We start from the raw sequence: 25,482 nt of genomic DNA on the forward strand, positions 1-25,482 counted from the left end.
CCCCCCTGCCGATCCCGCCCCGCCCGCCGTCGCGACAACGGCCGAGGCCCGCCCGGCGGGCATTCGCGTGCCGGATTCAGGGCTTTCCCGGAGACGACGAAAACTCATAGCCCGATCAGAAATCATCGATTCACCGGCCGCATCACGGCCCACCACAATCGCCCCACACCCCACTCATCGACGAGACACCGCAATGACCGCATCCCAACCCAGGCAGCTCTACATCGGCGAAGGCTTCGAAGGCCCCGGCGTCAACCTCGCGCACATCAACGTGCTGGTCGGACCGCGCAACGGCCCGGCGGGCCAGGCGTTCGCCACCGCACTCGCGACGCCGTCGGCCGGACACGCGCCGTTCGTCGTGATCGCGCAGCCGGGCGTGCCGACCAAGCCGCTCACGCTGTACGTGAACAAGGCGCAGATCGCCAGCGATTTCCATGGCAACGCCACGTGGGGCGCATCGCAGGCCGGCATCGCGAAGGCCGTGGCCGAAGCGCTCGAGAACGGCACGCTGCCGCCCGAAGCGGAGAACGACTGGGTCGTCGTGTCGGCGAACTGGGTGAACCCGCAGACCGACGATCTCGACGCCGTGTTCGAGAACAACTATCGCGCGTGCCGCAGCGCGATCGTCGCCGCGATGGAAGGGCTGCCGCATCGCGACGCGGTATTCGCCGCCGCGCGCGACGTGTCGAACCCGTTCTACACCCCGAAGAAAAACTGACGACGACAAGCGGCCGACGCGCGACGGACGGCCGCATCTGGAGGAAACATGGAATACGTCCGCCTCGGCCAGTCCGGCCTGAAGGTGTCCCGCCTGTGTCTCGGCACGATGAACATGGGCACCCCCGAATGGAAGCCCTGGATCTTCGACGAAGCGCAGAGCGAGCCGATCGTGCGCCGTGCGCTCGACGCCGGCGTCAACTTCATCGATCTCGCGGATTTCTATTCGACGGGCGTCGGCGAGGAAGTGGTCGGCCGCATCCTGAAGCGCAACGCGCGCCGCGAGGAGCTCGTCGTGACGACCAAGGTCGGCTACGACATGGGCAGCTATCCGAACGCGGGCGGCCATTCGCGCAAGCACGTGCTCGACGGCATCGACGGATCGCTGAAGCGGCTCGGGATGGATTACGTCGACATCTTCATGCTGCATTTCTTCGACGTGAACACGCCCGTCGAGGAAACGATGAGCACGCTGCACGACATCGTGCGGGCGGGCAAGGCACGCTATATCGGCGTGTCGACGATGTACACGTGGCAGTTCGCGAAGATCATGCAGGCCTGCGAACGAAACGGCTGGGACAAGCCGATCAACATGCAGCTGCAGCTGAACCTCGCGTATCGCGAGGAAGAGCGCGAGATGGTGCCGTACTGCATCGACCAGGGCGTCGGCGTGTCGGTGTTCAGCCCGCTCGCGCGCGGCCTGCTCACCTGCGAGCCGCAATCGACGCGCAACCAGACCGACTTCTTCACCGCACAGATGTACGGCGATGCGTCATCGCTCGCGATCGCCGCATCGGTCGCGAAGGTCGCGAAGCGCCGCGGCGTGCCGCCCGCGCAGATCGCGCAGGCGTGGGTGCTGAACCGCCCCGGCATCGCGAGCATGCTGGTCGGCGCGGATTCCGTCGCGCAGTTCGACAGCGCGCTCGGCGCGCTCGAAACGCAGCTCACCGACGAAGAGCTGCACGAGCTGGAACGCAACTACACGCCGTGCGACCTGATCAACGACTACACGGCCGGCAAGCGCATCGCGCGCGAGTCGCGTCCGGCGCAGGGCAGTTTCGCGACGGACTGACGCACTGAAGCACGAAGCTCCGAGGCACTGAAGGAACGACACACAATGAATGAATTTCTGAGGACCGGCCATTTCATCGGCGGTGAATGGCATGAATCGCATGGCGCAAGCGATGCGACCTATCCGGTGCTGAACCCGGCGACCGGCGAGACGATCGCGAAGGTCGCGAAAGGCGGCGCCGACGACACGCAGCGCGCAATCGATGCGGCCGCACACGCGTTTCCGGCGTGGCGCGCACTGACCGCAAAGGAGCGCGGCGCCCGCGTGAAGCGCTGGGGCGAACTGATGCTCGAAAACCGCGACGCGCTCGCCGAGCTGCTAACGCGCGAGCAAGGCAAGCCGCTCGCGGAAGCGCGTGGCGAAGTCGCGTACGCGGCGAGCTTTCTCGAATGGTTCGCGGAAGAAGCGAAGCGCATGTACGGCGACGTGATCCCGAGCCCGAAGCCGAACTCGCAGATCGTCGTCACGCGCGAGCCGGTCGGCGTGGTCGCGGCGATCACGCCGTGGAATTTCCCGCTGGCGATGATCACGCGCAAGGCCGGCCCCGCGCTTGCGGCCGGCTGCACGATGGTGCTGAAGCCGTCCGAGGAAACGCCGCTGTCGGCGTTCGCGCTCGCGGTGCTCGCCGAGCGCGCGGGCGTGCCGGCCGGCGTGTTCAACGTGGTGTCGGGCGACGCGGTCGCGATCGGCGAAACGCTGACGAGCTCGTCCGTCGTGCGCAAGCTGTCGTTCACGGGCTCGACGCGCGTCGGCAAGCTGCTCGCGAAGCAGTCGGCCGACACGCTGAAGAAGCTGTCGCTCGAACTCGGCGGCAACGCGCCGTTCATCGTGTTCGACGATGCCGATCTCGATGCGGCGGTCGAAGGCGCGATCGCGTCGAAGTTCCGCAACACGGGGCAGACCTGCGTGTGCGTGAACCGCTTTCTCGTGCAGGACGGCGTGTACGACGCGTTCACGCGCAAGCTTGCGGATGCCGTGCGCAAGCTGCGCGTCGGCAACGCGCTCGCGGGTGAAGTCGACCAGGGGCCGCTAATCAACGAGGCGGCGCTCGGCAAGGTCGAGCGGCACGTGGCCGACGCCACCGCGAAGGGCGCGCACGCGCTCACCGGCGGCAAGCGTCACGCGCTCGGCGGCACGTTCTACGAGCCGACCGTGCTGACCGGCATGACGGCCGACATGCTGATCGCCGAAGAGGAAACCTTCGGCCCCGTGGCCGGCTGCTTCCGCTTCGCGACCGAGGAAGAGGCCGTGGCCGCGGCCAACGACACGCCGTTCGGGCTGTCCGCATACTTCTACACGCGCGACCTCGGCCGTGCGTGGCGCGTGTCGGGTGCGCTGGAGAGCGGCATGGTCGGCGTCAACGACGGGATCATCTCGACCGAAGTCGCGCCGTTCGGCGGCGTCAAGCAATCGGGGCTCGGCCGCGAAGGCTCGAAGTACGGCCTCGACGAATACGTGGAACTGAAGTACACGCTGATGGCCGGCCTCGGCCGCTGACCCCCGGCCGCTCCCCGCGGTCGCCCCGCGCCGCGCGCCGTCCGGCCGCGCGGCGCCCTGCACGGCACGCGCGGCGGCGCGCCGCCTGCGCGCGCCGTTGCGCGCCCGATAACAATCCAGGAGGCAGCTTGACTCAAGCCAACGTTCAATCCGGCACCGCACGCGCGTTGCCGCTGTCGCGTGGCGCCGATGCGCCGCACCGCCCCGTCGCGCTCGACGACGTGCCGCTCAACCGCTTCCACGTGAAGATCGCCGGCCTGACGTTCGGCGCGCATTTCACCGAGGGCTACACGCTCGGCACGATCGGCTACGCACTCGCCGCGCTCGGCAGGCAGATGCCGATCGATGCGTTCTGGATGGGGATGATCGGCAGCTCCGCGCTGATCGGCATTTTCTTCGGCAGCCTCGTGTTCGGCTGGCTGTCCGACCGGATGGGCCGACAGAAGATCTTCCTGACGAGCTTCGTGATCATCACGGCGGCCGCATTCGCGCAGTTCTTCGTCACGTCGCCGCTCGAACTGTGCGTGCTGCGCGTGCTGATCGGCTTCGGGATGGGCGGCGACTTCACGGTCGGCCATGCGATCCTCGCCGAATTCTCGCCGCGCAAGCATCGCGGCGCGCTGCTCGGCTCGTTCAGCGTGATCTGGACGATCGGCTATGTCGCCGCGAACGTGCTCGGTCTTGCGTACAGCGACGCCTCGCCCGATGCCTGGCGCTGGCTGCTCGCGTCGGCCGCGTTGCCCGCGCTGATCGTGCTGGTGCTGCGAATCGGCACGCCCGAATCGCCGCGCTGGCTGCTCGGCAAGGGCCGGGAGAAGGAGGCGCGTGCGATCGTCGCGAAGCATTTCGGCCCGCACGTGATGCTCGACGGTTCGACCGAGCCGCATGCGCATGGCAGCTTCGCGCGGCTGTTCCAGCGTGACCTGATCCGCCGCACGATGTTCAACTGCGCGTTCTTCGTGTGCCTGGTGATTCCGTATTTCGCGATCTACACGTTCCTGCCGACGATCCTGAAGACGATCGGCCTCGCCGAAGGTTTCGGCGCGGACCTGCTGCTGAACGGCTTCCTGGTGCTCGGCGCGCTGATCGGCATCTGGCTGACGATCCGGCTGTCGCGGCGCGGCTTCCTGATCGGCTCGTTCGCGGTGACGTGCGCGTCGCTCGTCGCGCTGGCGGTGCTGCCGTCGTCGGCGGCCGTCGCGATGATCGTCGCGTTCGCGATCTTCACGCTGACGATGTCGGCGTTCAGCAACCTCGTGGGCGTGTTCCCGCCCGAGTGCTTCCCGACCGAAGTGCGCGCGAGCGGCGTGGGGCTCGCGATCGCGTGCAGCCGGCTCGGTTCGGCGATCGGCACGTTCCTGCTGCCGGTCGGCATCGCGACGCTCGGCTTTCACGCGACGATGTTCGCGCTCGCGGGCGTGCTGCTGGTGGGGATGATCGTATCGATCGCGTGGGCGCCGGAGACGAAGCATCTGACGCTGGAGGAGGCGTCGGGGCATTGATGCGGGCGGCGGGTTGGGTGACCGCCTGTTTCATCGCGCTCGATCAAGGCTTTCGTATCGACACGCCGCTGATGCGCTGTGGCGATGCTGCGCTCGATTCGAACGAACCCGGCCACGGCCGGGTTCGTTCATTCCGGACGCGATGCGATGCGTGCGGCCGCTCAGAACAGGATCGAAGCGTAATCCCGCGCGCCATGCAGGACGTGAAGAATGTCGATCCGAGCCGGCGGATCGCCGACGACCCGATAGAAGATCTGGTAGTTGCCGTACACGCGGTGCCGCACGCCGTGACGCTCGAAGCGCGGCACCAGCGGAAACGCCAGCGGCATCGCGGCAAGACTCAGGCATATATCGCGAATCTCCCGCACGAACGTCACGGCACGTTGCGGGTTGTCGCGTGCAATGTAATCGGCGATCGCTTCGAGTTCGGCAATCGCAAAATCGGACAGGCGCACGGTCAGGCCTGACGATCCGCCAGGGCCCGATACTTCGCCTCGAGGCGATCGAAGACTTCCGCCGCATCGGCGCCGCGTCCGGCTTCCGCATCGGACAGGCTGCGCGCGATCACAGCGTCCAGCGCGTTCAGCTGTGCCTCGCGATCCTGGATCAGGCGCACGCCTTCGCGAAGCACTTCGCTCTTGGATCCGTAGCGCCCCGATTCGACCAGCTTCGCGACGTAAGCCTCCAGCTGCTGGCCGAGTTCTGCACTGATCATGTCGACCTCCCGACCGGATTGAATTCGATCCGTCGAGCGTATCGCAGCTATCAACTGTTATCAAGAAGATGGTCTCCAAAAGATCGGCGCAAATACTTTCGACGTGCTGATCGGACGGACAGAACCGGACGTGCGTCAGGCAGGCTGCTCTGGCGCCGGACATTCATCCGGTTTTCGTGCGCATTCGTGTAGCCTTGCCGGACCCTCACCGTGCGAGCAGCGATCATGATTGAAGACATCGTCACGCCACAACCCGGCCTGAAGGTCTACCCGCCAGACGCCGACGTCTTTGCCGAGTCCAACGCCGCACTCGCGCGCCACCTGCATCCGCTGGTGTCGATCGACCTGTCGACGGTCAATCCGTCGTGGGAGGGCTGGATCCACCTGCTCAGCCCCGTCGAACCGTACGACGGGCTCGTCGGGCAGGACACGGCCGCGTATCACAACGACTATCTGCGCGCGAACTGGATCGGGTTCCGGCTCGACGAGAACAACCGCTACACGCTGCTCGGCGACCCGCGCTACTTCTATCTGGAGAACCCGCCCGGCGCGCATGACGCGGGCTATCGCGCGGAGCTGGAGGCGCACTACGCCGAGCAACAGGCCAGCATCGAAACCGCGCGCAAGCGGTTCGCCGAATACGGCGTGCTCTACTCGTCCAACCAGTACGCGCCGGACGAACGGGATTTCAGCCAGGAAAAACCGTGCAACCTGATCGACCAGCTCGGTGGATCGGTCGGTTGGGGCAACTGGTCGGGCACGTCGGATTTTCCGGTCGACGACAGCAATCCCGACGACGTCCGGCCGATCGGCCCCGACGGTGCGCGTTTTCGCTTCGTCGCCCGCGTCACCGGCTGGGAATACCGCGCGATGGGCGCGGACTCGATTCTCCTGTTTTACGAACCTGCCAGCCGCGTGGCGCTGCTGACGTTCGACTGGTCGTAGGGCGGGCAGGACGGGCGGTCGCGCCGTCTCGTGATCGGCCGTTTGGCGGACTCTGCCCGCCGGATTCGCGCCGATATGCTGGGGGCTTTCCACTCATCTCCGGAAGCCATGCCCGCTCAACCTGTCGATCTCGGTCATGTCCTGCCGTACGAGACGTCGTACTTCGACGATCGGCTCGAGGTCGATCGAAACGACCTCGATATCGCCGCGTTGCTCGGGGTGAGCGGCAGCGTCCCCGACGAACTGCTCGTTTCGTTGTGCGGCGCGCCGGCCGGATCGGACATTCAAGCCTATCTCGACAGCGCAGACAGGCTGACATTCAGCGTCACCCATTCCGCGTTGATCCGATCCGAAAACCGCATCGCCGTCTTTCGAGAATCGGACACGTTCGCACTCGAACTCAAGACTATCGATCTGGCTGATAGCGCTATTGCCGGGCTCGGAGCGGCCATGCTGTGGCGGATCGTCAGGGCGTGCGATACGCTGGGAATCACCCGCATCAACGCATTGGCAGCGGGTGGCCGCAAGGCTGCGCCAAAGCCCGGCGGCCGTCGACTGTTTGGGTACTACGCCTGGCCTCGGCTCGGTTTCGATGCGCCCATTCCCGACCGGCAAACCGACGAAGCAGCCCTGTTCCAGTATTTCCAGAGCGACCCGGTCGGTCTGGCCGACGGGTCGCTTCGATCTCTGCACGCACTCTATGCGACGCGATTCGGGCGAGATTTCTGGCGCGTCGCGGGATCGCATCGCTGGATGACTTTCGACGTTACGCCGCACGGAAAATCCGTTCAGACGCTGCAGAATTACTTGATCGAAAAGGGGATTTACGAATGAACGCAAAGCACACTCCGATCGCAGGGTTCCGGATCACGCGCCGTGGCCGCCCGACGAGCGAACATCGTCCCGTTCGCCTCTCGGAAGCCCGCCGCCTCCTGGATGCGGTCGTCACGCGCGAACTCCATCACAGCCTGGCTCGGGTCATGCGCAAATCTGCCGTCGAGCACGACGCACGGGCCGCCGTCACATCCGCCTCCCCGCCGAAACGAGCCGTCTTCAACGTGGGACGCATCGATCCCGCGAAGTGCCAGTTGCCGATCATCTCGGATGCCGAAGCAGAAGCCATGGCGCGCAGGGAAACACTCACGCACTTCGGACACGCACCCGATCTGTGATCGGCTGAACACAACCACACATCCCGACCGACAACGATCGTACCGATCTCCCCCTTGGTAACGATCGTTGACACAGACAGAAGGCCAAAGCAAAACACGACAGACGCGGACTGATCCGATTTTTCCAGCATCCCGATCGGCCGCGTCCCACGAGCAGCCCCTACCCCCTCTTCCCCGCCTGCTCCCGCAACCACGCAGCAAACGCGACCACCGGCTCGACCGCCACGCTCTCCGGCTCGACATCGAGCCAATACCCGAACGGCCCGATCGGCTGCACCGGCGACAGCCGCACGAGGCTGCCCTCGCCGATCTCCTCCTCGATCATGTTGAGATCGACCACCGCGAGCCCCGCGCCCTTGCGCGCCGCGCGGATCGCCTGTTCGAGCGTCGAAAACTCGATACCGTCGCCGATCCGCGCCGGCGGCACGCCCGCCTGCTCGCACCAGTCGGCCCACAGCGTCAGGCGCTTGCCTTCGTGCAGCACATGCAGCGACGGCAACCGGCCGAGCAGCACATCCAGCGCATCGCCGCGATAACGCGGCGCACCGACGAGCGCGTGCCGCTCCATCATCAGCAGCTCCGACTGCATCCCGGCGCGCGCCGCGCGCCCGAACCGGATGTGGCAATGACAATCGTCATCCGGCTCCGTGCGGATCGACAGCTCGACGTCGGGCAGCGCCTCCGCGAGCGTGCCGAGCCGAGGCGAGAACCACTGCGTCGCGAACGTCGGCGGCAGCGACACCGTCAGCCGCCGCTTCGCACCTGGCCGCGTGGCGGCGATTTCGCCGACGCCCCGTTCGATCGTGTCGAACGCCTGCCCGATGAACGGCAGCAACCGCTCGCCGGCATCGGTCAGGCGCACGCCCTTGTGATCGCGCTCGAACAGCCGCGCGCCGAGCGCTTCCTCGAGCAGCCGGATCTGCCGGCTCACCGCCCCCTGCGTCACGCACAGCGAAACCGCCGCGCGGTTGAAGCTCAGGTGACGCGCGGTCTCCTCGAAAAATCGCAGTGCGATCAACGATGGCAGGCGTCGCATGATGTGTGTCCCCTTCGTTCGTCTCGGTCGTATCGTTCGTGTTGCTGCCGGCACCACCGGCCCTCCTGCGGGCAGCCTTGTCGCGACCAGGCGTGCCAGCCGCCTGACCGTCAATCCCCGGCACCCTCCGTCGCCGCCATTCATCGCCCCGCGCCCGCGGCCACCCGCCTACAATAAGCATCCCGCACCAAACACGACACCGCCCCGTGAGACGCAAGATGCCGGCGCTGAATGCGCTGAAAGCCTTCGAGATGGCCGGCCGCACCGGCAGCTTCACGCGCGCGGCCGAGCTGCTCAACGTGACGCAGAGCGCGGTGAGCCGCCAGGTTCGCCAGCTCGAGGGCCAGCTCGGCGAAACCCTGCTCGAGCGCCGCCATCACCAGCTCGAACTGACCGCGGCCGGCCGCGTGCTGCTGCGCGCGCTGCAGCAATCGTTCGACAAGATCGAGCTGACCGTGCGCAGCCTGCAGGAAAAAACCCACCTGAACCGCCTGCGCGCGAACGTGCCGCCCACCTTCGCCGCGCGCTGGCTGATGCCGCGCCTCGGCCGGCTGCGCGACGCGCATCCCGAATTCGAGCTGAGCCTCACGACCCGCATCCACGACAGCCTCGGCGAATCGCGCGTGCTCGACTGCGCGATCCGGTTCGGCGACGGCGAATGGGACGGCTTCGACAACGCGCTGCTGATGCAGGAGCAGCATATCGCCGTCTGCGCGCCCGCGCTGTATGCGCGGCTGCGACAGGACGGCGCGCCGATCGACCTGAACCGCTTCACGCTGCTGCACGTGCTCGCCACCGACGACCAGCGCTACCTGACCTGGCAGCACTGGCTGAAAGCGGCCGGCATCGCCGACGTCGACACGCGCGGCGGCTACGAATTCGACCTGCTCGACCATGCGATCCGCGCGGCGATCGACGGTCTCGGCATCACGATCGCCGACCGCCACATGGTCGCGCGCGAACTCGCGACCGGGCAACTGATGCAGGTGCTCAACGTGCACGTCGACGGCCACCAGTCGTACTGGTTCGTCACGCGGCCCGAGCAGACGAACCTGCCGCACATCGTGCAGTTCCGCGACTGGCTGCAGCAGGAAGTGTGGCTCGCGAAGCGCCATCTCGAACCGTCGTCGCCGCTGCCGCAGGTACCGCTGGCCTAGCGCGCGCCCAGACCCGCCCCCGCCTCAACCGCCCTCGACCACCCGCCGCGGGCCACACCTTACCGGCTCCCGCGCCGGTCCGCACTCGGACCAGTCGGAAAATACGACAGGGCCGCCGCCCGCGCCCCGTCCCGCCATCCCCACGGCAGCCTTGCCGGACGGGCGACTCCGGCCGATTTGCCGAGTAACGTGCGTTTTTCTCATGCTAGGCACGAAAATAAGTCGTTTGTCGTGCGCTAAACGCATGAAGAGAATGGCCTCCATCCCGTGCCGCGCGTGTCGCCACTCGAAGCGATCCGCCTGCATTCATCGGAGGAGTCACTTCATGCGCACCGAACGCAACTACGTGAACGGCCGTTTCGTCGCCCCGGAAAGCGACACGTTCATCGTCGTCCACAATCCCGCCACCGAAGCGCCGTTCGCACGCGTGCCGGCCGCGACGCCGGCCGACGCACGCGCCGCCGTCGACGCCGCGGCGGCCGCACAGAAGGCATGGCGCAAGCTGCCGAGCGCCGAGCGCGCCACCTACCTGCACCGCTTCGCCGACGCGCTGACCGCACGCGCATCCGAAATCGGCGCGGCGCTCGCGCAGGAATCCGGCAAGAGCGTCGAGGACGCGTCGAACGAAGCCGTCTACGCGGGCCAGATCACGCGCTACCACGCCGAGTGGGCGCGCCGGATCGAGGGCGAGATCATCCCGAGCGACACGCCCGACGAGAACCTGTTCCTGCAGCGCGAGCCGATCGGCGTCGTCGCGTGCCTGATCCCGTTCAACTACCCGGTCTACACGCTGCTGCGCAAGGTCGCGCCCGCGCTGATCGCCGGCAACACCGTGGTCGTGCGGCCGAGCAACCACACGCCGGTGTCCGCGTTCGAGATCGCCAAGGCCGCCGACGATGCCGGCTTCCCGCCGGGCGTCGTCAACATCCTGACGATGGACCACGCGACGGCCGAAGCGCTGTGCACGCATCCGGCCGTCGGGATGATCACGCTGACCGGCAGCGTGAACGCGGGCCGCAAGGTGCTCGACTACTGCAAGGCGAACATCGCGAAACCGTCGCTCGAACTCGGCGGCAAGACGCCCGCGATCATCGAGCCCGACGCCGACCTCGAACGCGCGGCCGCGGCACTCGTCGCATCGAAGACGACCCATTGCGGCCAGCTCTGCACGGCGATCGAACGCGTGTACGTGCACGACAGCGTGCACGACCGCTTCGTCGCGCTGCTGAAGGAGAAGATGGCGGCCGTGCGCATCGGCGACCGTGCGGAAGACGCTTCGCGAATGGGCCCGCTCGTCAGCGCATCGGCGCGCGCGCACATTCACGAGATGGTCGAACGCGCGATCGCAGCCGGCGCGACGCTCGAAACCGGCGGTGCGATTCCGGCCGGCCCCGGCTTCTTCTACCCGGCCACGCTGCTCACCGGCGTGCGGCAGGACATGGAGATCGTGCAGGAGGAAACCTTCGGCCCGATCATGCCCGTGCTGCGCTACACGACGATCGATGAAGCGATCGCGCTGGCGAACGACCACCAGTTCGGCCTGTCGTCGGTGCTCTACACCGAGCGCTACCGCACCGCGATGACCGTTGCGAACGCGATAGAAGCCGGCGAGCTGTACGTGAACCGCACGCCGGCCGACCCTTACCAGGGCTTCCACGCCGGCTGGAAGCGCTCGGGCCTCGGCGGCGACGACGGCAAGCACGGCATGCTCGAATTCACGCAGACGCGCCTCGTCGTCATGAAGTACTGACGCCGTCACGCCGACGCACCGCTTCCGGCGCGCGCATCCAGACACCACGCCGCGCGCGCCGCCCCTGACCCAACCCGAACATAAAAAATCTGCAGGCCTCCGTATCACGGGCGCCTGATGGAGGAAGACATCATGCCGACCCAACCGTCGACACCCACCGCGTCGCTCGCGTTGCAAAACGAAGCGCTCGACGCACACGCGTCGCAGCATGCCCGCGCGCAACGCTACCTGCAACTGCTGCTGCTCGTGATCGCCGCGGGCGCGATCTACCCGATGCTGTATCTGCGGCAGGTGTACCAGCCGACGATGCTGCAGTTCTTCCATATCGACGACGTTCAGCTCGGCTACCTGTATTCGTCGCTCGGCACGATCTTTCTCGTCAGCTATCTGCCGAGTGGCTGGCTGGCCGACCGCCTGTCGCCGCGCTGGCTGATCTGCTTCTCGCTGCTCGCGACGGGCGCGCTCGGGCTCGTCTACGCGACCGGGCCGTCGTTCGACATGCTGGTGCTGATCTTCGGCGGCTGGGGGCTGACCACCGGCCTCACGTTCTGGGCCGCCGTGATCAAGCGCGTGAACATGATCGCCGGCCCCGACGAACAGGGCCGCTTCTTCGGCCTGCTCGACGGCGGCCGCGGCCTCGTCGAGGCGCTGCTCGCGACGATCGCCATCACGCTGTTCGCGTACGTGACACAGGCGCGCGGCGGCACCGATGCGGCCGGCTTCAGGCTCGTCGTCCACCTGTACGCGTTCTTCTGCATCGCGCTCGGCGTGCTGCTCGCGCTGGTGAAGGATCCGTCGAACACCGGCGACCGTGCAGCGGCCGCGAAGCGCACCAAGGGCAGCGTGCTGGCCGACCTGAAGACGCTCGCGGCCATTCCCGAACTGTGGCTCGTCGCGGCAATCGTGTTCTGCGGCTACCAGGTGTTCTGGGCGACCTACAGCTTCTCCGCGTACCTGCACGAAGGCAATTTCGGACTGACCGCGACGGCGGCCGGCTTCATCACGACGCTCAAGCTGTGGATGCGCCCCGTCGGCGGCATCGGCGGCGGCTTCCTCGGCGACCGCGTATCGAAGGTGTCCGTGCTGTTCTGGGCGCTGGTGCTCGCCGCGCTGTCGCTGGTCGGGCTGATCGCAGCCCCGCCGCACAGCCCGCAGGCGATGCTCGTCGTGCTCGTGCTGTTCATCGGCATCCTCACCTACGCGATCCGCGGCCTGTACTGGTCACTGCTCGACGACTGCAAGGTGCCGACCCATTGCGCGGGCCTCGCGATCGGCCTGATCTCGGTGCTCGGCTATTCGCCCGACGTGTTCGTGCCGCTGATCAACGGCTACGTGACGCAGGCCTGGCCGGGCGCGCACGGCTACCAGCTCTATTTCGGCTATATCGCGGCCATCGCGCTCTGCGGCGCAGGCGCCGCCGCATTCCTCAAGTACCGCCTCAACCGCATCCAGGAGTCCGCATGAAGATCGTCTCGCTCGAAACCCATATCGTCGCCGTGCCGCCGCCGCATGTCGGCGGGATGTACTGGATCTTCGTGAAGCTGAAGACGGACGACGGCATCGAAGGCGTCGGCGAGATCTATTCGGCGACGTTCGGCCCGAAGGCGATGGCGCCGATCATCGACGACGTGTTCGAACGCCATCTGCTGAACCGCGACCCGCATCACGTCGAACGGCTGTTCCGCCAGGCGTATTCGAGCGGCTTCACGCAGCGGCCCGATCTCACGATGATGGGTGTCGTCAGCGGCCTCGAGATGGCGTGCTGGGACATCATCGGCAAGGCTGCGGCCAAGCCCGTGTACGAACTGCTCGGCGGCAGGATCCACGAGCGGCTGCGCTCGTACACGTACCTGTACCCGAAGAACGCGAAGGGCGAATACGACTACGACGATCCCGATCTCGCGGCCGAATGCGCGGCCGAGAACGTGAAGCTCGGCTTCACGGCCGTCAAGTTCGACCCGGCCGGCCCGTATACGGCTTACTCGGGCCACCAGTTGTCGCTCGAAGTGCTCGACCGTTGCGAACTGTTCTGCCGCCGCGTGCGCGAAGCCGTCGGCAGCAAGGCCGACCTGCTGTTCGGCACGCACGGCCAGATGGTGCCGTCGTCGGCGATCCGGCTCGCGAAGCGGCTCGAGAAATACGACCCGCTGTGGTTCGAGGAGCCGGTGCCTCCCGGCCAGGAAGAAGCGATCGCGCAAGTCGCGAAGCACACGTCGATTCCGATCGCGACCGGCGAGCGCCTGACGACCAAGTACGAATTCCACAAGCTGCTGCAGGCGGGCGGCGCGTCGATCCTGCAATTGAACGTCGCGCGCGTGGGCGGCCTGCTCGAAGCGAAGAAGATCGCGACGCTCGCCGAAGTGCACTACGCGCAGATCGCGCCGCACCTGTACAACGGCCCCGTGGGCGCGGCCGCGAGCATCCAGCTCGCGACGTGCACGCCGAACTTCCTGATCCAGGAAAGCATCATGACGTGGGGCGGTTTCCACGCGGAAGTCGTGAAGACGCCGATCCGCTGGGAAGACGGCTACATCATCCCGTCGAACGAACCGGGCCTCGGCATCGAGCTCGACATGGACGTCGTGAAGCGCCATACGCCGTACACGGGCGAACGGCTTCACCTGCAGATGGGCGAACACCCCGTCGACGTAAAGGATCTCGCCCCCGCGAAGGGCTGAGCGCAAAGGACACACATGAGCTACGACTACATCATCGTCGGCGCGGGCTCGGCCGGCTGCATCCTCGCGAACCGCCTGAGCGAATCGGGCCGGCACTCGGTGCTGCTGCTCGAAGCGGGCGAACGCGACGCGTCGTTCTGGTTCAAGGTGCCGGTCGGCTTCACGAAGACCTACTACAACCGCCGCTACAACTGGATGTACTACAGCGAGCCCGAGGCGCAGCTCGCCGAGCGCAAGCTGTACTGCCCGCGCGGCAAGGTGGTCGGCGGGTCGGGCTCGATCAACGCGATGGTCTACGTGCGCGGCCAGCGCAGCGACTACGACGACTGGGCGAACGCCGGCAACCCGGGCTGGGCGTACGACGACGTGCTGCCGTATTTCCGCAAGCTCGAAACCCACGCGGCAGGCGTGACCGATCCGCAACATCATGGCTCGACCGGCCCGATCCACATCACGTCGATGAAGGCCGACGTGCATCCGATCGTCCACGAGTTCCTGAAGGGCTGCGGCCAGCTGAACCTGCCGCGCACCGACGATTTCAACGGCGCGCAGTTCGAAGGTGCCGGCATCTACGACCTGAACACGAAGCACGGCGAACGTTGCTCGAGCAGCTTCGCGTACCTGCGTCCCGCGCTGGGCCGTTCGAACCTCACGCTGCGCTCGGGCGTGCTCGTGCGGCGCGTGACGTTCGACGGCACGCGTGCGACCGGCGTGGTGGTCGCGGGCGAGCACGGCGACGAAACGCTCGTGGCCACGCGCGAGGTGATCCTCTCGGCCGGCGCGGTCGATACGCCGAAGCTGCTGCAACTGTCGGGCGTCGGCGATCCGTCGCTGCTCGCGCGCCGGCGCGTACCGCTCGTGCACGCGCTGCCGGCCGTCGGCCGCAACCTGCAGGACCACCTGTGCGTGAGCTTCTACTTCAAGGCGAACCGGCCGACGCTGAACGACGAGATGGGGACGCTCATCGGCAAGATGAAGATCGGCTTGCGCTACCTGCTGACCAAGCGCGGCCCGCTCGCGATGAGCGTGAACCAGGCGGGCGGCTTCTTCCGCGGCACGGACGCAACGCCGGAGCCGAACATCCAGCTCTACTTCAACCCGTTGTCGTACCGGATCCCGAAGAGCGACCGCGCAAGCATCAAGCCCGAGCCTTATTCTGGTTTCCTGATCGCGTTCAACCCGTGCCGGCCGACGAGCCGCGGCACGATCGAGATCGCGTCGAACCGCGCGGAAGATGCCGCGAAGATCCACATCAACGCGCTGACCACGCAAAAGGATCTCGACGAAGCCGTGCAGGGCAGCAAGGTGATCCGTGCGCTGATGCGTGCGCCGGCGCTGAAGTCGATGACCGTCGAGGAGATCTCGCCGGGGCCGCAGGTCGATTCCGACGAAGCCATGCTGCAGTATTTCCGCGAGCAGTCGGGTTCGATCTACCACCTGTGCGGCTCGTGCGCGATGGGGCCGGACGCGGCGACGTCGGTGGTCGATGCGTCGCTGCGCGTGCACGGGCTGCAGGCGCTGCGGATCGTCGATGCGTCGGTGTTCCCGAACATCACGTCGGGCAACATCAACGCGCCGACGATGATGGTCGCGGAGAAAGGCGCGGACCTGATTCTGGCCGACGCGCAACGCACGGAAACCGCCGGCGCGCCGACGCCCACCCGCGAAACCGTCCCGCACTGACGCGCCGCCGCCCCCTCCTGCATCGTCCGATCGGGACACCGCCCGCCGGCACACGGGAAAACACTGCCATGAACGCGCCCGCGGCCCGTGTGCACAGGCTCGAAACGTGCATTCGGTTCTGACGAAAGTCCCCGAGAAACGGGTGGCTCGCGTGCGACGTGATGCGCGTTCGGCAAACGCGCAGCGTGACGCGAAGCGAAGCGATCCAGGGCAACGCACGCGCCGGCCTGCCGGCGGTGTGCCCCGGGGGGGAACCGCAGGCCCGATGGGGGAGACGCGCCGTGAAACGCATGCCATTTCGCTGCATCCGTGCCATCACGTATGCAAGCGTGCTGCTCTTTCAGGCCCAGGCGCAGGCGCAGTCGCTGGACGCCCAGTCGACCCAGGAGAACATTTCCGCGCTGCGTCACGAAGTCGATCGTCATCTGCAGGAACTGAGCGCGCTCAAGCGCAAACTGGCCGATGAAGAAGCCCATCTTTCGCGCCTGAGCCGGGCGCTGGACGACCGCGAACTCGCGTCCCGACGCGGCGCGGGTACCGGCCCCGGCGATGCCGGCGGCTCCGGCGACGCGGCGCCGTCGGCCGATACCGGCGCCCCGGGCGGCGCACCCGGCACGGCCGGCAACGTGCAATCGGCGGCCGGGCCCGCCGCGCCGCCGAGCCAGCCGATCGGCCAGGCGCCGGTGGCGGAAACCGCCCCGCCGCCCGTCGCGCCGATCTTCGATCAGCCCGGCGTGCTGACGCCGAAGCACAAGTTCGTCGTCGAGCCGTCGTTCCAGTTCAACTATTCGTCGTCGAACCGCGTCGCACTCGTCGGCTACACGATCATCCCCGCGCTGCTGATCGGCCTGGTCGACGTGCGGGAAGTCAAGACGACCACGCTGACCGGCGCGGTCGCGGTGCGCTACGGGATCACCAACCGGATGGAAGTCGAAGTCCGCGTCCCCTACGTGTACTCGACGAACGACACGATCAGCCGCGAGATCTTCACCGGTTCCGCCCAGGACAACGCGTTCAACAGCCACGGCAAAGGCCTCGGCGACGTCGAAATGACGCTGCGCTACCAGTTCAATACCGGCGGCCCCGACAAGTTCTATTACATCGGCTGGCTGCGCTTCAAGACCGCCACCGGCAAGAGCCCGTTCGACGTCGTCACCGACTGCGTCACGCGCTGCGTCGGCAATGCCACCGGCACCGGCCTGCCGCTCGAGCAGCCGACGGGCTCGGGCTTCTACGCGATCCAGCCGGGCCTCACCTGGCTCTTTCCGTCCGACCCGGTGGTGTTCTTCGGCAACTTGAGCTATCTGCACAGCTTCAGCCGCGACAATCTCAGCCTCACGATTCGCGACGGGCAGAAGGATTTCATCGGAAAATTGCAGCCCGGCGACATCTGGGGTTTCAACATCGGCATGGGCCTCGCGCTGAACGAGAAAGCATCGGTGAGCCTCGGCTACGACCAAAGCATCGTGCTGCCCACGAAACAGAACGGCCAGACGATTCCAAGCTCGGTGCGCGTGATCCTCGGTTCACTGCTCGTCGGCTACTCGTACCGGCTGTCGCCGAAGACCACGCTGAATCTTTCGATCGGCGCCGGCCTCACGCGCGACACGCCGGACGTGGTCATGACGCTGCGCGTGCCGATTGCATTCTGATCGCCGACATGCGCCGACATGCGCCGACATGCGCCGCAGCGGGCTGCACGACGCACGCCGGCACCCGCGTGCCATTACCCGCTCATCCGCCGGTCATCGACCGCTCACCGATCCTCATCGTCCCGGCAACGCGCCGAGCAGCGCATTGTTCAGCGTCGACATCACGTTCAGGTTCTTGAACGTCGCCAGTGTGTTGACGGTCGTGTTGATCGTCGTCAGCGCCTGGATCTGCTGGTTGTTCAACGTGTTCTGGATCACCGCGCCGGTCAGCGCCGGCAGCGCGGCGGGCTGCGCGGCGTTGCCGGCGCCCACCTGGATCAACGCGCCCGCGTTCGCGGCCGCCAGCGCCTGCGCCTGTTGCGCGGTGATATGACTGATGTCCGGGATGTTGAAGCTGGTCGTCGTGACCAGCGTGCCGTCCACGAACGCGACACGCGACACGCCGAACGAAATCTTCAGGCCGCTCGGCATGTCGAAGCCGCCGCGCATCGCATCGAGGCGCGTGTCGCTGAGCGCGATCGCGCCGGTTGCCGCCCAGTTTCGTCGTGGCGCGCCGCCCGGCTCCGGCTCGGAGGCCGGCGGCCCGGCGGCCGCGCACGCCGCCATCGCGAGCGGCCCGGCACGCAGGATCGGCGTGCCCTCGGCCCCCGACTCTGCAGGCGCCGTATCGACGCCCGCGTTCGCGGCAGCTGCCGGCACGACGCTGCTCGCCTGCGCGACAGGCTCGACAATCGCGGTCGGCGCGCCGTCCTGCAGCGCCGCCGCACTCACGGACGTCGCCCCGCCGCACACCATCGCGGCGATGCCGGCGATCCTCCTGGTCTCGGATCTCATGACGATCCTCAATAGTCGCTCGGGCCGTGCTTCGGCATCACGACGTTGTACAGGCCGTCGCGGGCGATGCCGGTGTAGAGCGGCGCGCTGGGCGCGACGCGCCAGTCACGCGGATCGTTGAACACCGCCCGCTCGGGCCGGTTGTGGATCACGAAAATCACATGGTCTTCCCACATCTGCTCGAAACTCGCCAGCGACATCGGCCGCGTGCCGGTGGCCGGATCGCCGACGAGCACACGCCCGTCACGCAGCCCCTTCACGACCACGAAATGGTGATAGCCGTGCTCGGTGATCAACACGATCGCCGGCGTGTGCGTCCTGGCAAGCGTCTGCAACGGCAACTCGAAGCCGTCCGCGACGAAGCCGTGCGCTTCGAGAAAACGACGGATGTCGAGCAGCGAGAAGCCCTGCTGGCGGATCTTCTCCTGATTGCCGTTCTCCCACATCTGGGCGAAGGCGGTCTGCTCGGTCATCGGATAGTCATACTGATAATTCAGCAGCGTCGCGACGGCGGCCGACCCGCAGCTGAAATCGTACTGCTGCTTGACGGTGCGCTTGAATCGCGCTTCCTTGAGACTCGTGACGTGCATCGCATAACCGGCGCCCGCCGGATCGACGACCGTCATCTCGTCCGCCGATGCAGGCGGCCCGGATAGCGCGTACGCGAGCGCCACGATGCTCGCGGCGGCAAGCTGTCTCATCGCTCAATTCCCGAAGCGCACGTTGAGCACCGTCGCGTTCTGAATCAGCACGTTCGCGCCGGTATTCTGGATGACCGTCGGCAGACCGCTCGCATTGGCGAACGAGCCGTCGGTGATCGAATTCGAGCCGGTCGACACCCGGTTCGCGACGTTGTCGGCCACCGTGCCGGTCAGATAGTTCTGGCCGATCAGCGCGTCGCCGCCCCGATGCTCGTCGAGCTGGTCGGGCGTCATCGCGACGCCGAAGCTGGCCGCTTGCGCGGCCGCGGCCGGATCGGCCTGATCCGCACGTGCGGCGGGTGGGGAAGGGGCAGCGCCCGGCGCAACGCCGGCGGCCGACTCCACCGCAACGGTTCGCGCCTCGTCAGCCATGGCATGGGCCGTCAGGCCCGGCAGCAGCGCTGCGGGCAATATCACCTGCGAAAGTGCCGTTCGGATTCGCATGGCTGTCTCCTTGGTCCCTGCGCGAGCCGGCACGAACCGGCCGCACGGGGAGCGGAATCCGCGTGATCGTCGATCGACGTAAATCGGCCCGGCCTGCGCCGACGAGAGCGAGACGGCCATTCGGCCATCCCGCCCTTGCCGGCGCGCCAGTCCCTTGGCGATGGAATGCGAGCCGCGGGTTCGCCTGCGCCCGCGTCGACGCATCCGGCTCGCCGGGACCAACCGGCCGTTCTAACGTCCTACCGACAGGTTCGCCTGCACGGTCACGGCCTGCTGGACGAGCGACGCCATGCCGCTGTTCTGGTTGGCGACCATGATGCCCGCCGCGGTCTGGCCAACGCTCGCCATTGCGTTGGACATGTTGAATGTCCCCGCATTGACCGTATTGGCTCCGCCTGCGCCACCCGCGCCGCCGACCGCGCCGTTACCGACGCCGCCGTTGCCCGTGCCGCCTGCGCCGCCCGCGCCGCCCATCGCGCCCACCGCGCCGCTACCCGCGGTAGCGCCGCCGTTGCTGGCCGTCGTCGTCGCGCCACCGTTCGTCGCGCCGCCGCCCGTGCCCGCGCCGCCGGCTCCACCGTTGCCCGCCGCGGCCGTCGCCGCGCCGCCGGTGCCGCCCGCGGCCGCACCGCTGCCGCCGGTACCCGAGCCCGATCCGCCCGAAGCCGTCGACGTACCCGCCGACCCTGCGCCACCCGTGCCGCTACCCGAACCGCTGCCGGTGCCCGTGCCCGTACCGGTGCCGCTGCCGGCCGATGCCGACGCGCTTCCGCTGCCATGATTCCTGGCCCACGCGGAACCTGCACCGGCCGTGCCCGTGCCGCCGCCCCAGCCTGTGCCGGCGCCCGTGCCGGAGCCGCCTACGCCGACCGAAGCCGCGATGGCGCCGCCGCCCTTGCCGGAGCCATAGCCGCCGCTCGCCGTGGCATTGCCGCCGGTCCCGCCGCTGGCGTCAGGCGAACCGCCGGTTCCGCCGCCGCCGCCGTTGCCGGTGCCGGCCGTCGCGCTGCCGTTGCTTGCGTTGCCGGCCGTGGCGCTGCCGTTATGCGCGCTGCCGCCTTTCCCGCCGCCGCCGCCCGCGCCGCCGCTGCCGCCGTTACCGCCCGCGCCGCCGTAGCCGTAGCCGTTGCCGCCCTTGCCACCGCTTCCGCCGGCCGCGCTGCCCGAATTGGTCGCGTTGTTGCCGATGCCCCAGACCTGGACATTGCTCACGTACCCGTCGAGTTTGCTGATTGCGACGATCTTGGTGCTGTTGTAGGAATCCTGATAGACGCTCGCGCCAGGCGAGACTTCATTTGCATTGGACCCGGTGGTGCTGGTCTGGCTTGAGCTGACCGCGTTGCTGAGCGTGTTCGATCCGTCATCCGCTGTCTGGCTGCACGTCGAACTGGCATTGCTACTGCATGGATTCGCCATCGCGTAGCCGCTGCATCCCAGGGCGAGAAGCGCAGCGGACGCCAATAAAGTCTTACGCATGAAATCCTCCTGAAGTAACGAGGAACGGCTTGGCCGACCGCACCAATCCGGACGACATCACGCATCGGCGATGCCACGCCTCCGAGCGGCCCGAATACAAAGAGACCGTGGGATTTTTCACGCGACATGGCCTGCCCCGCGCGACGCCGGCACGCGATTCATGTTTCAACGCTGAAACGTGCCGATCGGCACGATACCGTGGCGTCCGCGATGCGCAGAGGCCTTTCCCGTTTGCATTCAAGGGCTTGCCGATCAGGCCAGCGCGGGCACGGCAAATGCGCCATGTTTCATTTTTGAGATTGCCGTCGGGGCGGATTCAGGCATGTCTGCCGCGCCGGATATTCGAGCTCGATCGCAAACCCGCGCACCGCCAGGGGCGCGCGCGAATTCGTTCCGGCAAGGCGTTAAAAACCCGGATAAAGCGCCATTCGGAAATGTTTCGAATGTGATAGGTCGCTTTTTCTTCGGCGCCCGTCCGCGGCGAGCGCCGGCACGCGCGGATCGGGTGATCGACAGGTACGAGGATTTCGGCCGGCGGACGCGATGGAATGGCGACGTAGAACCTTCTCGCTACTCGTCCGCCGGACGAGACAGGATGTCGCCGCCGATCGCGGAAGGAGAACGCGATAACCGCTCATCTCGGGCAACCCGGCCTGCCACGCGGCCTCGCCGGGTGGCTCTTCAGCAGCATCATTCGCCGCTACAACCGGGCGGAAAATGTGTGGACGCTGTCGCTGCTCGCGATCGGCGAAGGTGAGCGGGCGCTCGAAGTCGGGTTCGGCCCCGGCGATGCGATCAGGCTCGCCGCTGAAGCCGCACCATCCTGCCGCATCGCGGGCGTCGCTCATTCCGCGACCATGCGGCCGCCGCAATGGAGCCGAAATTCCGGTTGGTGCCGGTTCTGTTGGACTACTGATTACGGATCTGCGCTCGATGAGTGTGACGAAACCGCCGCGTGTCCGCGAGGCTCGCGGCGGTTTTTTCGTGGACGATCACGTGTCATCGCCGTCGCGCCGAAAAAAACACGCCACCCGTCGCGGCGTGCCTTTCTTCATACGTCCTCCCCGGCTTCCCGCCCGTGCGGCCTCGTCAGTTCACGCTCGACCGCTTCTCCACGAACCGCCGGACATAATCATCCGCCGGCCGCGACAGGATATCGTCGGGCGTCCCGACCTGCACGAGCGTGCCGTCGCGCAAAATCGCGATCCGGTCACCGATCCGCAGCGCTTCGTCGAGATCGTGCGTGATGAACACGATCGTCTTCGCGAGCGTCGCCTGCAGCTCGAGCAACTGATCCTGCATCTCGGTACGGATCAGCGGATCGAGCGCGGAAAACGCCTCGTCCATCAGCAGCACGTCGGTATCGGCCGCCAGCGCGCGCGCCAGCCCGACACGCTGCCGCATCCCGCCCGACAACTCGTCCGGATAGTGATCGCCATAGCCGTCGAGCCCGACCTTCGTCAGCCAGTTGCGCGCGGCCTCGGCCGCATCGTGCCGCTTCTCGCCGCGCGTGCGCAGCGCATACGCGGCGTTGTCGAGCACGGTCTGGTGCGGCAGCAGCCCGAAGTTCTGGAACACCATGCTGACCTTAAAGCGGCGCAGCTCGCGCAGCCCGTGCGCGTCGAGCTTGATCACGTCGCTGCCGTCGATCACGATCTCGCCGGCCGTCGGCTCGATCAGCCGGTTGAAATGCCGCACGAGCGTCGATTTCCCGGAACCCGACAGCCCCATGATCACGAAGATCTCGCCCGACTCGATGCCGAGGCTCACGTCGTTGAGCCCGACGTTGCAGCCCGTTTCGGCCAGCACGTCGGCCTTGCGCTTGCCCGAGCGCAGCAGGTCGAGCACGCGTGCATGCGCAGCCTGCGGCCCGAACAGCTTGTACACGTGTTTGACGTCGATGGTCGCCATGTCTGTCTCCGTTCCTAAGCCCGCGACGACTGCGTCGCCTGATTCGAATCGACGCCCGCCGACTGCGCCTTGCGCGGCAGCCGGTACGGCACGCGCGACGCACCCTTCTGCCGGCGCTGCTGCGCGAGCCGCCGCCGGGCGCGGCGTTCCTGGCCGAAGCCCTGGCTGATCCGGTCGATCACGATCGCAAGGATCACGATCGCGAGGCCGGCCTGCGTGCCCTTGCCGACGTCGAGCGTCTGGATGCCCGCGAGCACGTCCTCGCCGAGCCCGCGCGAGCCGATCATCGACGCGATCACGACCATCGACAGCGCCATCATCGTCGTCTGGTTGATGCCGGCCATGATGCTCGGCCGCGCGAGCGGCAACTGCACGTTCACGAGCAGTTGCCAGCGCGTCGTGCCGAACGCGCGCGCGGCTTCAGTCACGTCCGGATCGACCTGGCGGATGCCGAGATCGGTCAGGCGGATCAGCGGCGGCAGCGCGTAGATGATCGTCGCGAGGATCGCGGGCACCTTGCCGAGGCCGAACAGCATCAGCACCGGGATCAGGTACACGAAGCTCGGCAGCGTCTGCATCACGTCGAGCACGGGCAGCAGCATCCGGCGCAGCCACGCGCTACGCGATGCGAGGATGCCGACCGGCACGCCGATCGCGACCGACAGCACCGTCGAGACGAGCATCAGCGCGAGCGTCTGCATCAGCTTGTCCCACAGGCCGAAGCAGCCGATCGCGTAGAGCAGCAGCATGAAGAGCACGCCGAGGCCGATGCGGCGCGTCGCATTCCACGCGATCGCGCCGACCACCAGCAGCACGAGCCACGGCGGCGCCACGCGCAGCGCGCCTTCGAGCGGCACGAGCAGGTAGCGCAGCACCAGTACGCTGAAGTGATGGAAGCCGTCGCCGTATTGCGCGACGAACGTCTCCAGCGCGCCGTTCACCCAGTCGGCGATCGACAGGTGCAGGAAGAAGCCGTTCATTTGATTCTCCGTCGCGCCGCGAAGGCGCGTGACGGCGGCGGCGGGCGCGGGCCCGCCACCGCGCGCAGGTTACGCGCCCTTCAGGCTGCCGGCGATCTTCTGCGCGACGTCGGCCGGCACCCACTGCTTCCACATGTCCTGGCGGGTCTTCAGGAACTGCGTGGCCATCGCCGCGCCGTCGATCTTCTTCGTGGTCATCTCGAGGATCGTCTGGTTCAGGAAGTCCATCGGGAAACGCACCTTGCCGAATACGCCGACGAGATCGGGGTTCGCATCGGCGAACGGCTTCGACACGCCGACCGTCAGCCGCGACACCATGTACGACGACGCGCACTGGTGCGTGCTGCTCTCGTCGCGCAACGTCTTCCAGCATGCTTCGTTATAGGCCGGCATCTTCAGCGCGGTGAACTTGTATTTCGCCATCAGCGCGGCCGGGCCCCAGTAATAGAACACGATCGGCGCGCCGCGCTGGTAGGCGGACGCGATCGCCGCGTCGAGCGCCGCGCCCGTGCCCGGATGGAAGTTCGTGTACGACTGGTCGAGCTTCAGCACGCGCAGGAGGCGCGTGTTCACGCGCTCGCAGTCCCAGCCCGTCGGGCAGTTCAGGAAGCGGCCCTTGTCCGGTTCCTCCTCGTCGGCGAACACCTGCTTGTACTTCGGCAGATCGTCGACCGACACGAGCCCCGGCGCGACCGGCTTGATGTTGCGCGCCGGATCGCCCTTCACCACGTAGTCGGGCACGAACCAGCCTTCCGTCGTGCCGCCCGGCAGCGTGTCGCCGATCAGCTTCACGGCGCCCGACGAGACGGCCTTCGCGGTGATCTCGCTGCGCCCCGTCCACTGCTCGGCCCAGATCTGCAGGTCGTTGCGCGCGAGCGCCGTTTCGGTGGCGGCCGTGCTGCCCGGCACGACGTCCGTCTTGCAGCCGTAGCCCTTCTCCATGATCTGCCGCAGCACTTCGGTCGCGAACGACCCGCTTTCCCATGTGATGCCCGCGAAATGGACCGTCTTGCCGTCGGTGCACGCGCCGCCGGCCGCGTGGGCGGCAGGCGCGGACAGGATCGCCGCGGCGGCGAGAAGGACCGTTTTCAGTCGTCGAATCTGCATGGTGGGTCGTCTCCAAATCGAATCTGTTGTTTGTGCGTCGCGGCATGCGCGGCGACCGGCGAATCGTGAACGCATCCACGTCCGGTCAGCCTGCATGTTTCCGCCGCCAATTTGTTTAGGGAAACGAGTAATTCCGATCATTGCAATCGGCAGCGCCAATCGATCTTCCGGCACACCTGCCAGGCCCGCCGGACGGGCCTTCCAGCCGATTTCCCGAGTCCGGCCACGGCCCCGCGCGGGCCATGTCGCGCCCCCGCTCGGCCGTTGCCGGACCGACGTTGAACCGCGACGCCGCACAACCCGTTTCGACTGTCGAAACGGCCTGTCGCGACCCCATTGGCGAACCCGATCCCATCCATCGAAATTACTCGCTTTCGATTCCTTGTCGGCTTGGGAAGAATGCGCGGTGTCATCGGAGGAGACACGACCCGACGCCGCCGGTTGCCGCGCCTT

General features: G+C 67.2%; 24 protein-coding genes. 14 read left to right on the forward strand and 10 right to left on the reverse strand.

Going from position 1 to position 25,482, the window contains the following annotated elements:
• The first annotated feature begins 193 nt into the window (after positions 1-193).
• The 4 genes from fae (at position 194) to FFS49_RS34125 (ending at position 4,788) form a co-directional block, all read left to right on the forward strand.
• Positions 194-718, forward strand: coding sequence for a formaldehyde-activating enzyme (gene fae, locus FFS49_RS34110; RefSeq protein ID WP_039369876.1), 525 nt, complete (start codon positions 194-196; stop codon positions 716-718).
• 48 nt (positions 719-766) lie between these two features.
• Positions 767-1,789, forward strand: coding sequence for an aldo/keto reductase (locus FFS49_RS34115; protein ID WP_105815803.1), 1,023 nt, complete (start codon positions 767-769; stop codon positions 1,787-1,789).
• 45 nt (positions 1,790-1,834) lie between these two features.
• Entirely contained in the window at positions 1,835-3,286 is a 1,452-nt protein-coding gene (locus FFS49_RS34120; protein ID WP_039369870.1) for an NAD-dependent succinate-semialdehyde dehydrogenase, read from the forward strand.
• 167 nt (positions 3,287-3,453) lie between these two features.
• Positions 3,454-4,788, forward strand: a complete 1,335-nt coding sequence (locus FFS49_RS34125) for an MFS transporter (protein ID WP_224756071.1) — start codon at positions 3,454-3,456, stop codon at positions 4,786-4,788.
• 161 nt (positions 4,789-4,949) lie between these two features.
• Here FFS49_RS34125 and FFS49_RS34130 read toward each other — a convergent pair whose 3' ends face one another.
• Together FFS49_RS34130 and FFS49_RS34135 are read right to left on the reverse strand one after the other, a co-directional pair.
• Entirely contained in the window at positions 4,950-5,243 is a 294-nt protein-coding gene (locus tag FFS49_RS34130) for a type II toxin-antitoxin system RelE/ParE family toxin (protein ID WP_105815801.1), read from the reverse strand.
• Positions 5,244-5,245: 2 nt separating this feature from the next.
• Positions 5,246-5,503, reverse strand: coding sequence for a type II toxin-antitoxin system ParD family antitoxin (locus FFS49_RS34135; RefSeq protein ID WP_105815800.1), 258 nt, complete (start codon positions 5,501-5,503; stop codon positions 5,246-5,248).
• 225 nt (positions 5,504-5,728) lie between these two features.
• On the opposite strand from FFS49_RS34135, the gene FFS49_RS34140 reads away from it, so the two are divergent.
• Genes FFS49_RS34140 through FFS49_RS34150 form a run of 3 tightly spaced genes read left to right on the forward strand, consistent with a single transcriptional unit; the run spans position 5,729 to position 7,620 of the window.
• The gene (locus tag FFS49_RS34140; RefSeq protein ID WP_105815799.1) at positions 5,729-6,448 is read left to right on the forward strand and encodes a hypothetical protein; all 720 of its coding nucleotides are present in this window, start codon (positions 5,729-5,731) and stop codon (positions 6,446-6,448) included.
• A 30-nt stretch (positions 6,449-6,478) separates the two neighbouring features.
• Positions 6,479-7,282, forward strand: coding sequence for a hypothetical protein (locus FFS49_RS34145; RefSeq protein ID WP_226285523.1), 804 nt, complete (start codon positions 6,479-6,481; stop codon positions 7,280-7,282).
• Positions 7,279-7,620, forward strand: a complete 342-nt coding sequence (locus tag FFS49_RS34150) for a hypothetical protein (protein ID WP_105815797.1) — start codon at positions 7,279-7,281, stop codon at positions 7,618-7,620. The genes FFS49_RS34145 and FFS49_RS34150 overlap by 4 nt, the downstream gene beginning before the upstream one ends.
• A 160-nt stretch (positions 7,621-7,780) precedes the next feature.
• On the opposite strand, the gene FFS49_RS34155 is transcribed toward FFS49_RS34150, so the two are convergent.
• Positions 7,781-8,656: a LysR substrate-binding domain-containing protein gene (locus FFS49_RS34155; RefSeq protein WP_105815796.1), complete on the reverse strand. Its 876-nt coding sequence runs from the start codon at positions 8,654-8,656 to the stop codon at positions 7,781-7,783.
• Between the two features lie 218 nt (positions 8,657-8,874).
• Here FFS49_RS34155 and FFS49_RS34160 point away from each other — a divergent pair, with 218 nt between their 5' ends.
• The 6 genes from FFS49_RS34160 to FFS49_RS34185 all read left to right on the forward strand — a co-directional run bounded on the left by FFS49_RS34160 (position 8,875) and on the right by FFS49_RS34185 (position 17,576).
• Positions 8,875-9,813, forward strand: a complete 939-nt coding sequence (locus tag FFS49_RS34160; protein WP_011356424.1) for a LysR substrate-binding domain-containing protein — start codon at positions 8,875-8,877, stop codon at positions 9,811-9,813.
• A 325-nt stretch (positions 9,814-10,138) separates the two neighbouring features.
• Positions 10,139-11,563 (forward strand): aldehyde dehydrogenase, encoded by a 1,425-nt coding sequence (gene aldA, locus FFS49_RS34165; RefSeq protein WP_105815795.1) that lies wholly within the window; start codon positions 10,139-10,141, stop codon positions 11,561-11,563.
• Between the two features lie 132 nt (positions 11,564-11,695).
• Positions 11,696-13,027: an MFS transporter gene (locus FFS49_RS34170; RefSeq protein ID WP_105815794.1), complete on the forward strand. Its 1,332-nt coding sequence runs from the start codon at positions 11,696-11,698 to the stop codon at positions 13,025-13,027.
• Positions 13,024-14,241: a mandelate racemase/muconate lactonizing enzyme family protein gene (locus FFS49_RS34175; protein WP_039369842.1), complete on the forward strand. Its 1,218-nt coding sequence runs from the start codon at positions 13,024-13,026 to the stop codon at positions 14,239-14,241. Before FFS49_RS34170 ends, FFS49_RS34175 begins: the two co-directional genes overlap by 4 nt.
• A 15-nt stretch (positions 14,242-14,256) precedes the next feature.
• On the forward strand, positions 14,257-15,924 hold the full coding sequence (locus FFS49_RS34180) for a GMC family oxidoreductase N-terminal domain-containing protein (RefSeq protein ID WP_105815793.1): 1,668 nt from the start codon (positions 14,257-14,259) through the stop codon (positions 15,922-15,924).
• A gap of 281 nt (positions 15,925-16,205) precedes the next feature.
• Positions 16,206-17,576, forward strand: coding sequence for an acetate kinase (locus tag FFS49_RS34185; RefSeq protein ID WP_105815806.1), 1,371 nt, complete (start codon positions 16,206-16,208; stop codon positions 17,574-17,576).
• Between the two features lie 114 nt (positions 17,577-17,690).
• On the opposite strand, the gene FFS49_RS34190 is transcribed toward FFS49_RS34185, so the two are convergent.
• The 4 genes from FFS49_RS34190 to FFS49_RS42205 all read right to left on the reverse strand — a co-directional run bounded on the left by FFS49_RS34190 (position 17,691) and on the right by FFS49_RS42205 (position 20,767).
• Positions 17,691-18,410: a hypothetical protein gene (locus FFS49_RS34190; protein WP_137910222.1), complete on the reverse strand. Its 720-nt coding sequence runs from the start codon at positions 18,408-18,410 to the stop codon at positions 17,691-17,693.
• Between the two features lie 8 nt (positions 18,411-18,418).
• A complete protein-coding gene (locus FFS49_RS34195) occupies positions 18,419-19,111 on the reverse strand; it encodes a C39 family peptidase (protein WP_105815791.1) in 693 nt (230 codons plus the stop codon).
• Positions 19,112-19,114: 3 nt separating this feature from the next.
• Entirely contained in the window at positions 19,115-19,555 is a 441-nt protein-coding gene (locus FFS49_RS42750; protein ID WP_039369838.1) for a hypothetical protein, read from the reverse strand.
• 231 nt (positions 19,556-19,786) lie between these two features.
• Positions 19,787-20,767 (reverse strand): hypothetical protein, encoded by a 981-nt coding sequence (locus FFS49_RS42205; protein ID WP_171026876.1) that lies wholly within the window; start codon positions 20,765-20,767, stop codon positions 19,787-19,789.
• Positions 20,768-21,060: 293 nt separating this feature from the next.
• Between FFS49_RS42205 and FFS49_RS34220 the strand changes: the two genes are divergently transcribed.
• Positions 21,061-21,480 carry a hypothetical protein gene (locus tag FFS49_RS34220; RefSeq protein WP_137910220.1) on the forward strand — a complete coding sequence of 140 codons (420 nt, stop codon included), beginning with the start codon at positions 21,061-21,063 and terminating at the stop codon, positions 21,478-21,480.
• A 640-nt stretch (positions 21,481-22,120) separates the two neighbouring features.
• On the opposite strand, the gene FFS49_RS34225 is transcribed toward FFS49_RS34220, so the two are convergent.
• The 3 genes from FFS49_RS34225 to FFS49_RS34235 all read right to left on the reverse strand — a co-directional run bounded on the left by FFS49_RS34225 (position 22,121) and on the right by FFS49_RS34235 (position 25,029).
• Positions 22,121-22,942, reverse strand: coding sequence for a betaine/proline/choline family ABC transporter ATP-binding protein (locus FFS49_RS34225; protein ID WP_105815790.1), 822 nt, complete (start codon positions 22,940-22,942; stop codon positions 22,121-22,123).
• A 14-nt stretch (positions 22,943-22,956) separates the two neighbouring features.
• Positions 22,957-23,922, reverse strand: a complete 966-nt coding sequence (locus FFS49_RS34230; protein ID WP_071333309.1) for a proline/glycine betaine ABC transporter permease — start codon at positions 23,920-23,922, stop codon at positions 22,957-22,959.
• Positions 23,923-23,991: 69 nt separating this feature from the next.
• Complete coding sequence (locus FFS49_RS34235; RefSeq protein ID WP_069250603.1) at positions 23,992-25,029, reverse strand: ABC transporter substrate-binding protein; 1,038 nt, start codon at positions 25,027-25,029, stop codon at positions 23,992-23,994.
• Positions 25,030-25,482 lie beyond the last annotated feature (453 nt).

Source organism: Burkholderia sp. 4NA327C6 (assembly GCF_005502655.1).
Classification (GTDB): Bacteria; Pseudomonadota; Gammaproteobacteria; order Burkholderiales; family Burkholderiaceae; genus Burkholderia; species Burkholderia contaminans.

Bases quoted from the DNA above. Each gene is read 5' to 3' on its own strand.
- fae (WP_039369876.1), top strand. From the start codon at position 194: ATGACCGCATCCCAACCCAGGCAGCTCTACATCGGCGAAGGCTTCGAA.
- FFS49_RS34115 (WP_105815803.1), top strand. From the start codon at position 767: ATGGAATACGTCCGCCTCGGCCAGTCCGGCCTGAAGGTGTCCCGCCTG.
- FFS49_RS34120 (WP_039369870.1), top strand. From the start codon at position 1,835: ATGAATGAATTTCTGAGGACCGGCCATTTCATCGGCGGTGAATGGCAT.
- FFS49_RS34135 (WP_105815800.1), bottom strand. From the start codon at position 5,503: ATGATCAGTGCAGAACTCGGCCAGCAGCTGGAGGCTTACGTCGCGAAG.
- FFS49_RS34140 (WP_105815799.1), top strand. From the start codon at position 5,729: ATGATTGAAGACATCGTCACGCCACAACCCGGCCTGAAGGTCTACCCG.
- FFS49_RS34150 (WP_105815797.1), top strand. From the start codon at position 7,279: ATGAACGCAAAGCACACTCCGATCGCAGGGTTCCGGATCACGCGCCGT.
- FFS49_RS34155 (WP_105815796.1), bottom strand. From the start codon at position 8,656: ATGCGACGCCTGCCATCGTTGATCGCACTGCGATTTTTCGAGGAGACC.
- FFS49_RS34160 (WP_011356424.1), top strand. From the start codon at position 8,875: ATGCCGGCGCTGAATGCGCTGAAAGCCTTCGAGATGGCCGGCCGCACC.
- aldA (WP_105815795.1), top strand. From the start codon at position 10,139: ATGCGCACCGAACGCAACTACGTGAACGGCCGTTTCGTCGCCCCGGAA.
- FFS49_RS34170 (WP_105815794.1), top strand. From the start codon at position 11,696: ATGCCGACCCAACCGTCGACACCCACCGCGTCGCTCGCGTTGCAAAAC.
- FFS49_RS34175 (WP_039369842.1), top strand. From the start codon at position 13,024: ATGAAGATCGTCTCGCTCGAAACCCATATCGTCGCCGTGCCGCCGCCG.
- FFS49_RS34180 (WP_105815793.1), top strand. From the start codon at position 14,257: ATGAGCTACGACTACATCATCGTCGGCGCGGGCTCGGCCGGCTGCATC.
- FFS49_RS34190 (WP_137910222.1), bottom strand. From the start codon at position 18,410: ATGAGATCCGAGACCAGGAGGATCGCCGGCATCGCCGCGATGGTGTGC.
- FFS49_RS34195 (WP_105815791.1), bottom strand. From the start codon at position 19,111: ATGAGACAGCTTGCCGCCGCGAGCATCGTGGCGCTCGCGTACGCGCTA.
- FFS49_RS42750 (WP_039369838.1), bottom strand. From the start codon at position 19,555: ATGCGAATCCGAACGGCACTTTCGCAGGTGATATTGCCCGCAGCGCTG.
- FFS49_RS34225 (WP_105815790.1), bottom strand. From the start codon at position 22,942: ATGGCGACCATCGACGTCAAACACGTGTACAAGCTGTTCGGGCCGCAG.
- FFS49_RS34230 (WP_071333309.1), bottom strand. From the start codon at position 23,922: ATGAACGGCTTCTTCCTGCACCTGTCGATCGCCGACTGGGTGAACGGC.
- FFS49_RS34235 (WP_069250603.1), bottom strand. From the start codon at position 25,029: ATGCAGATTCGACGACTGAAAACGGTCCTTCTCGCCGCCGCGGCGATC.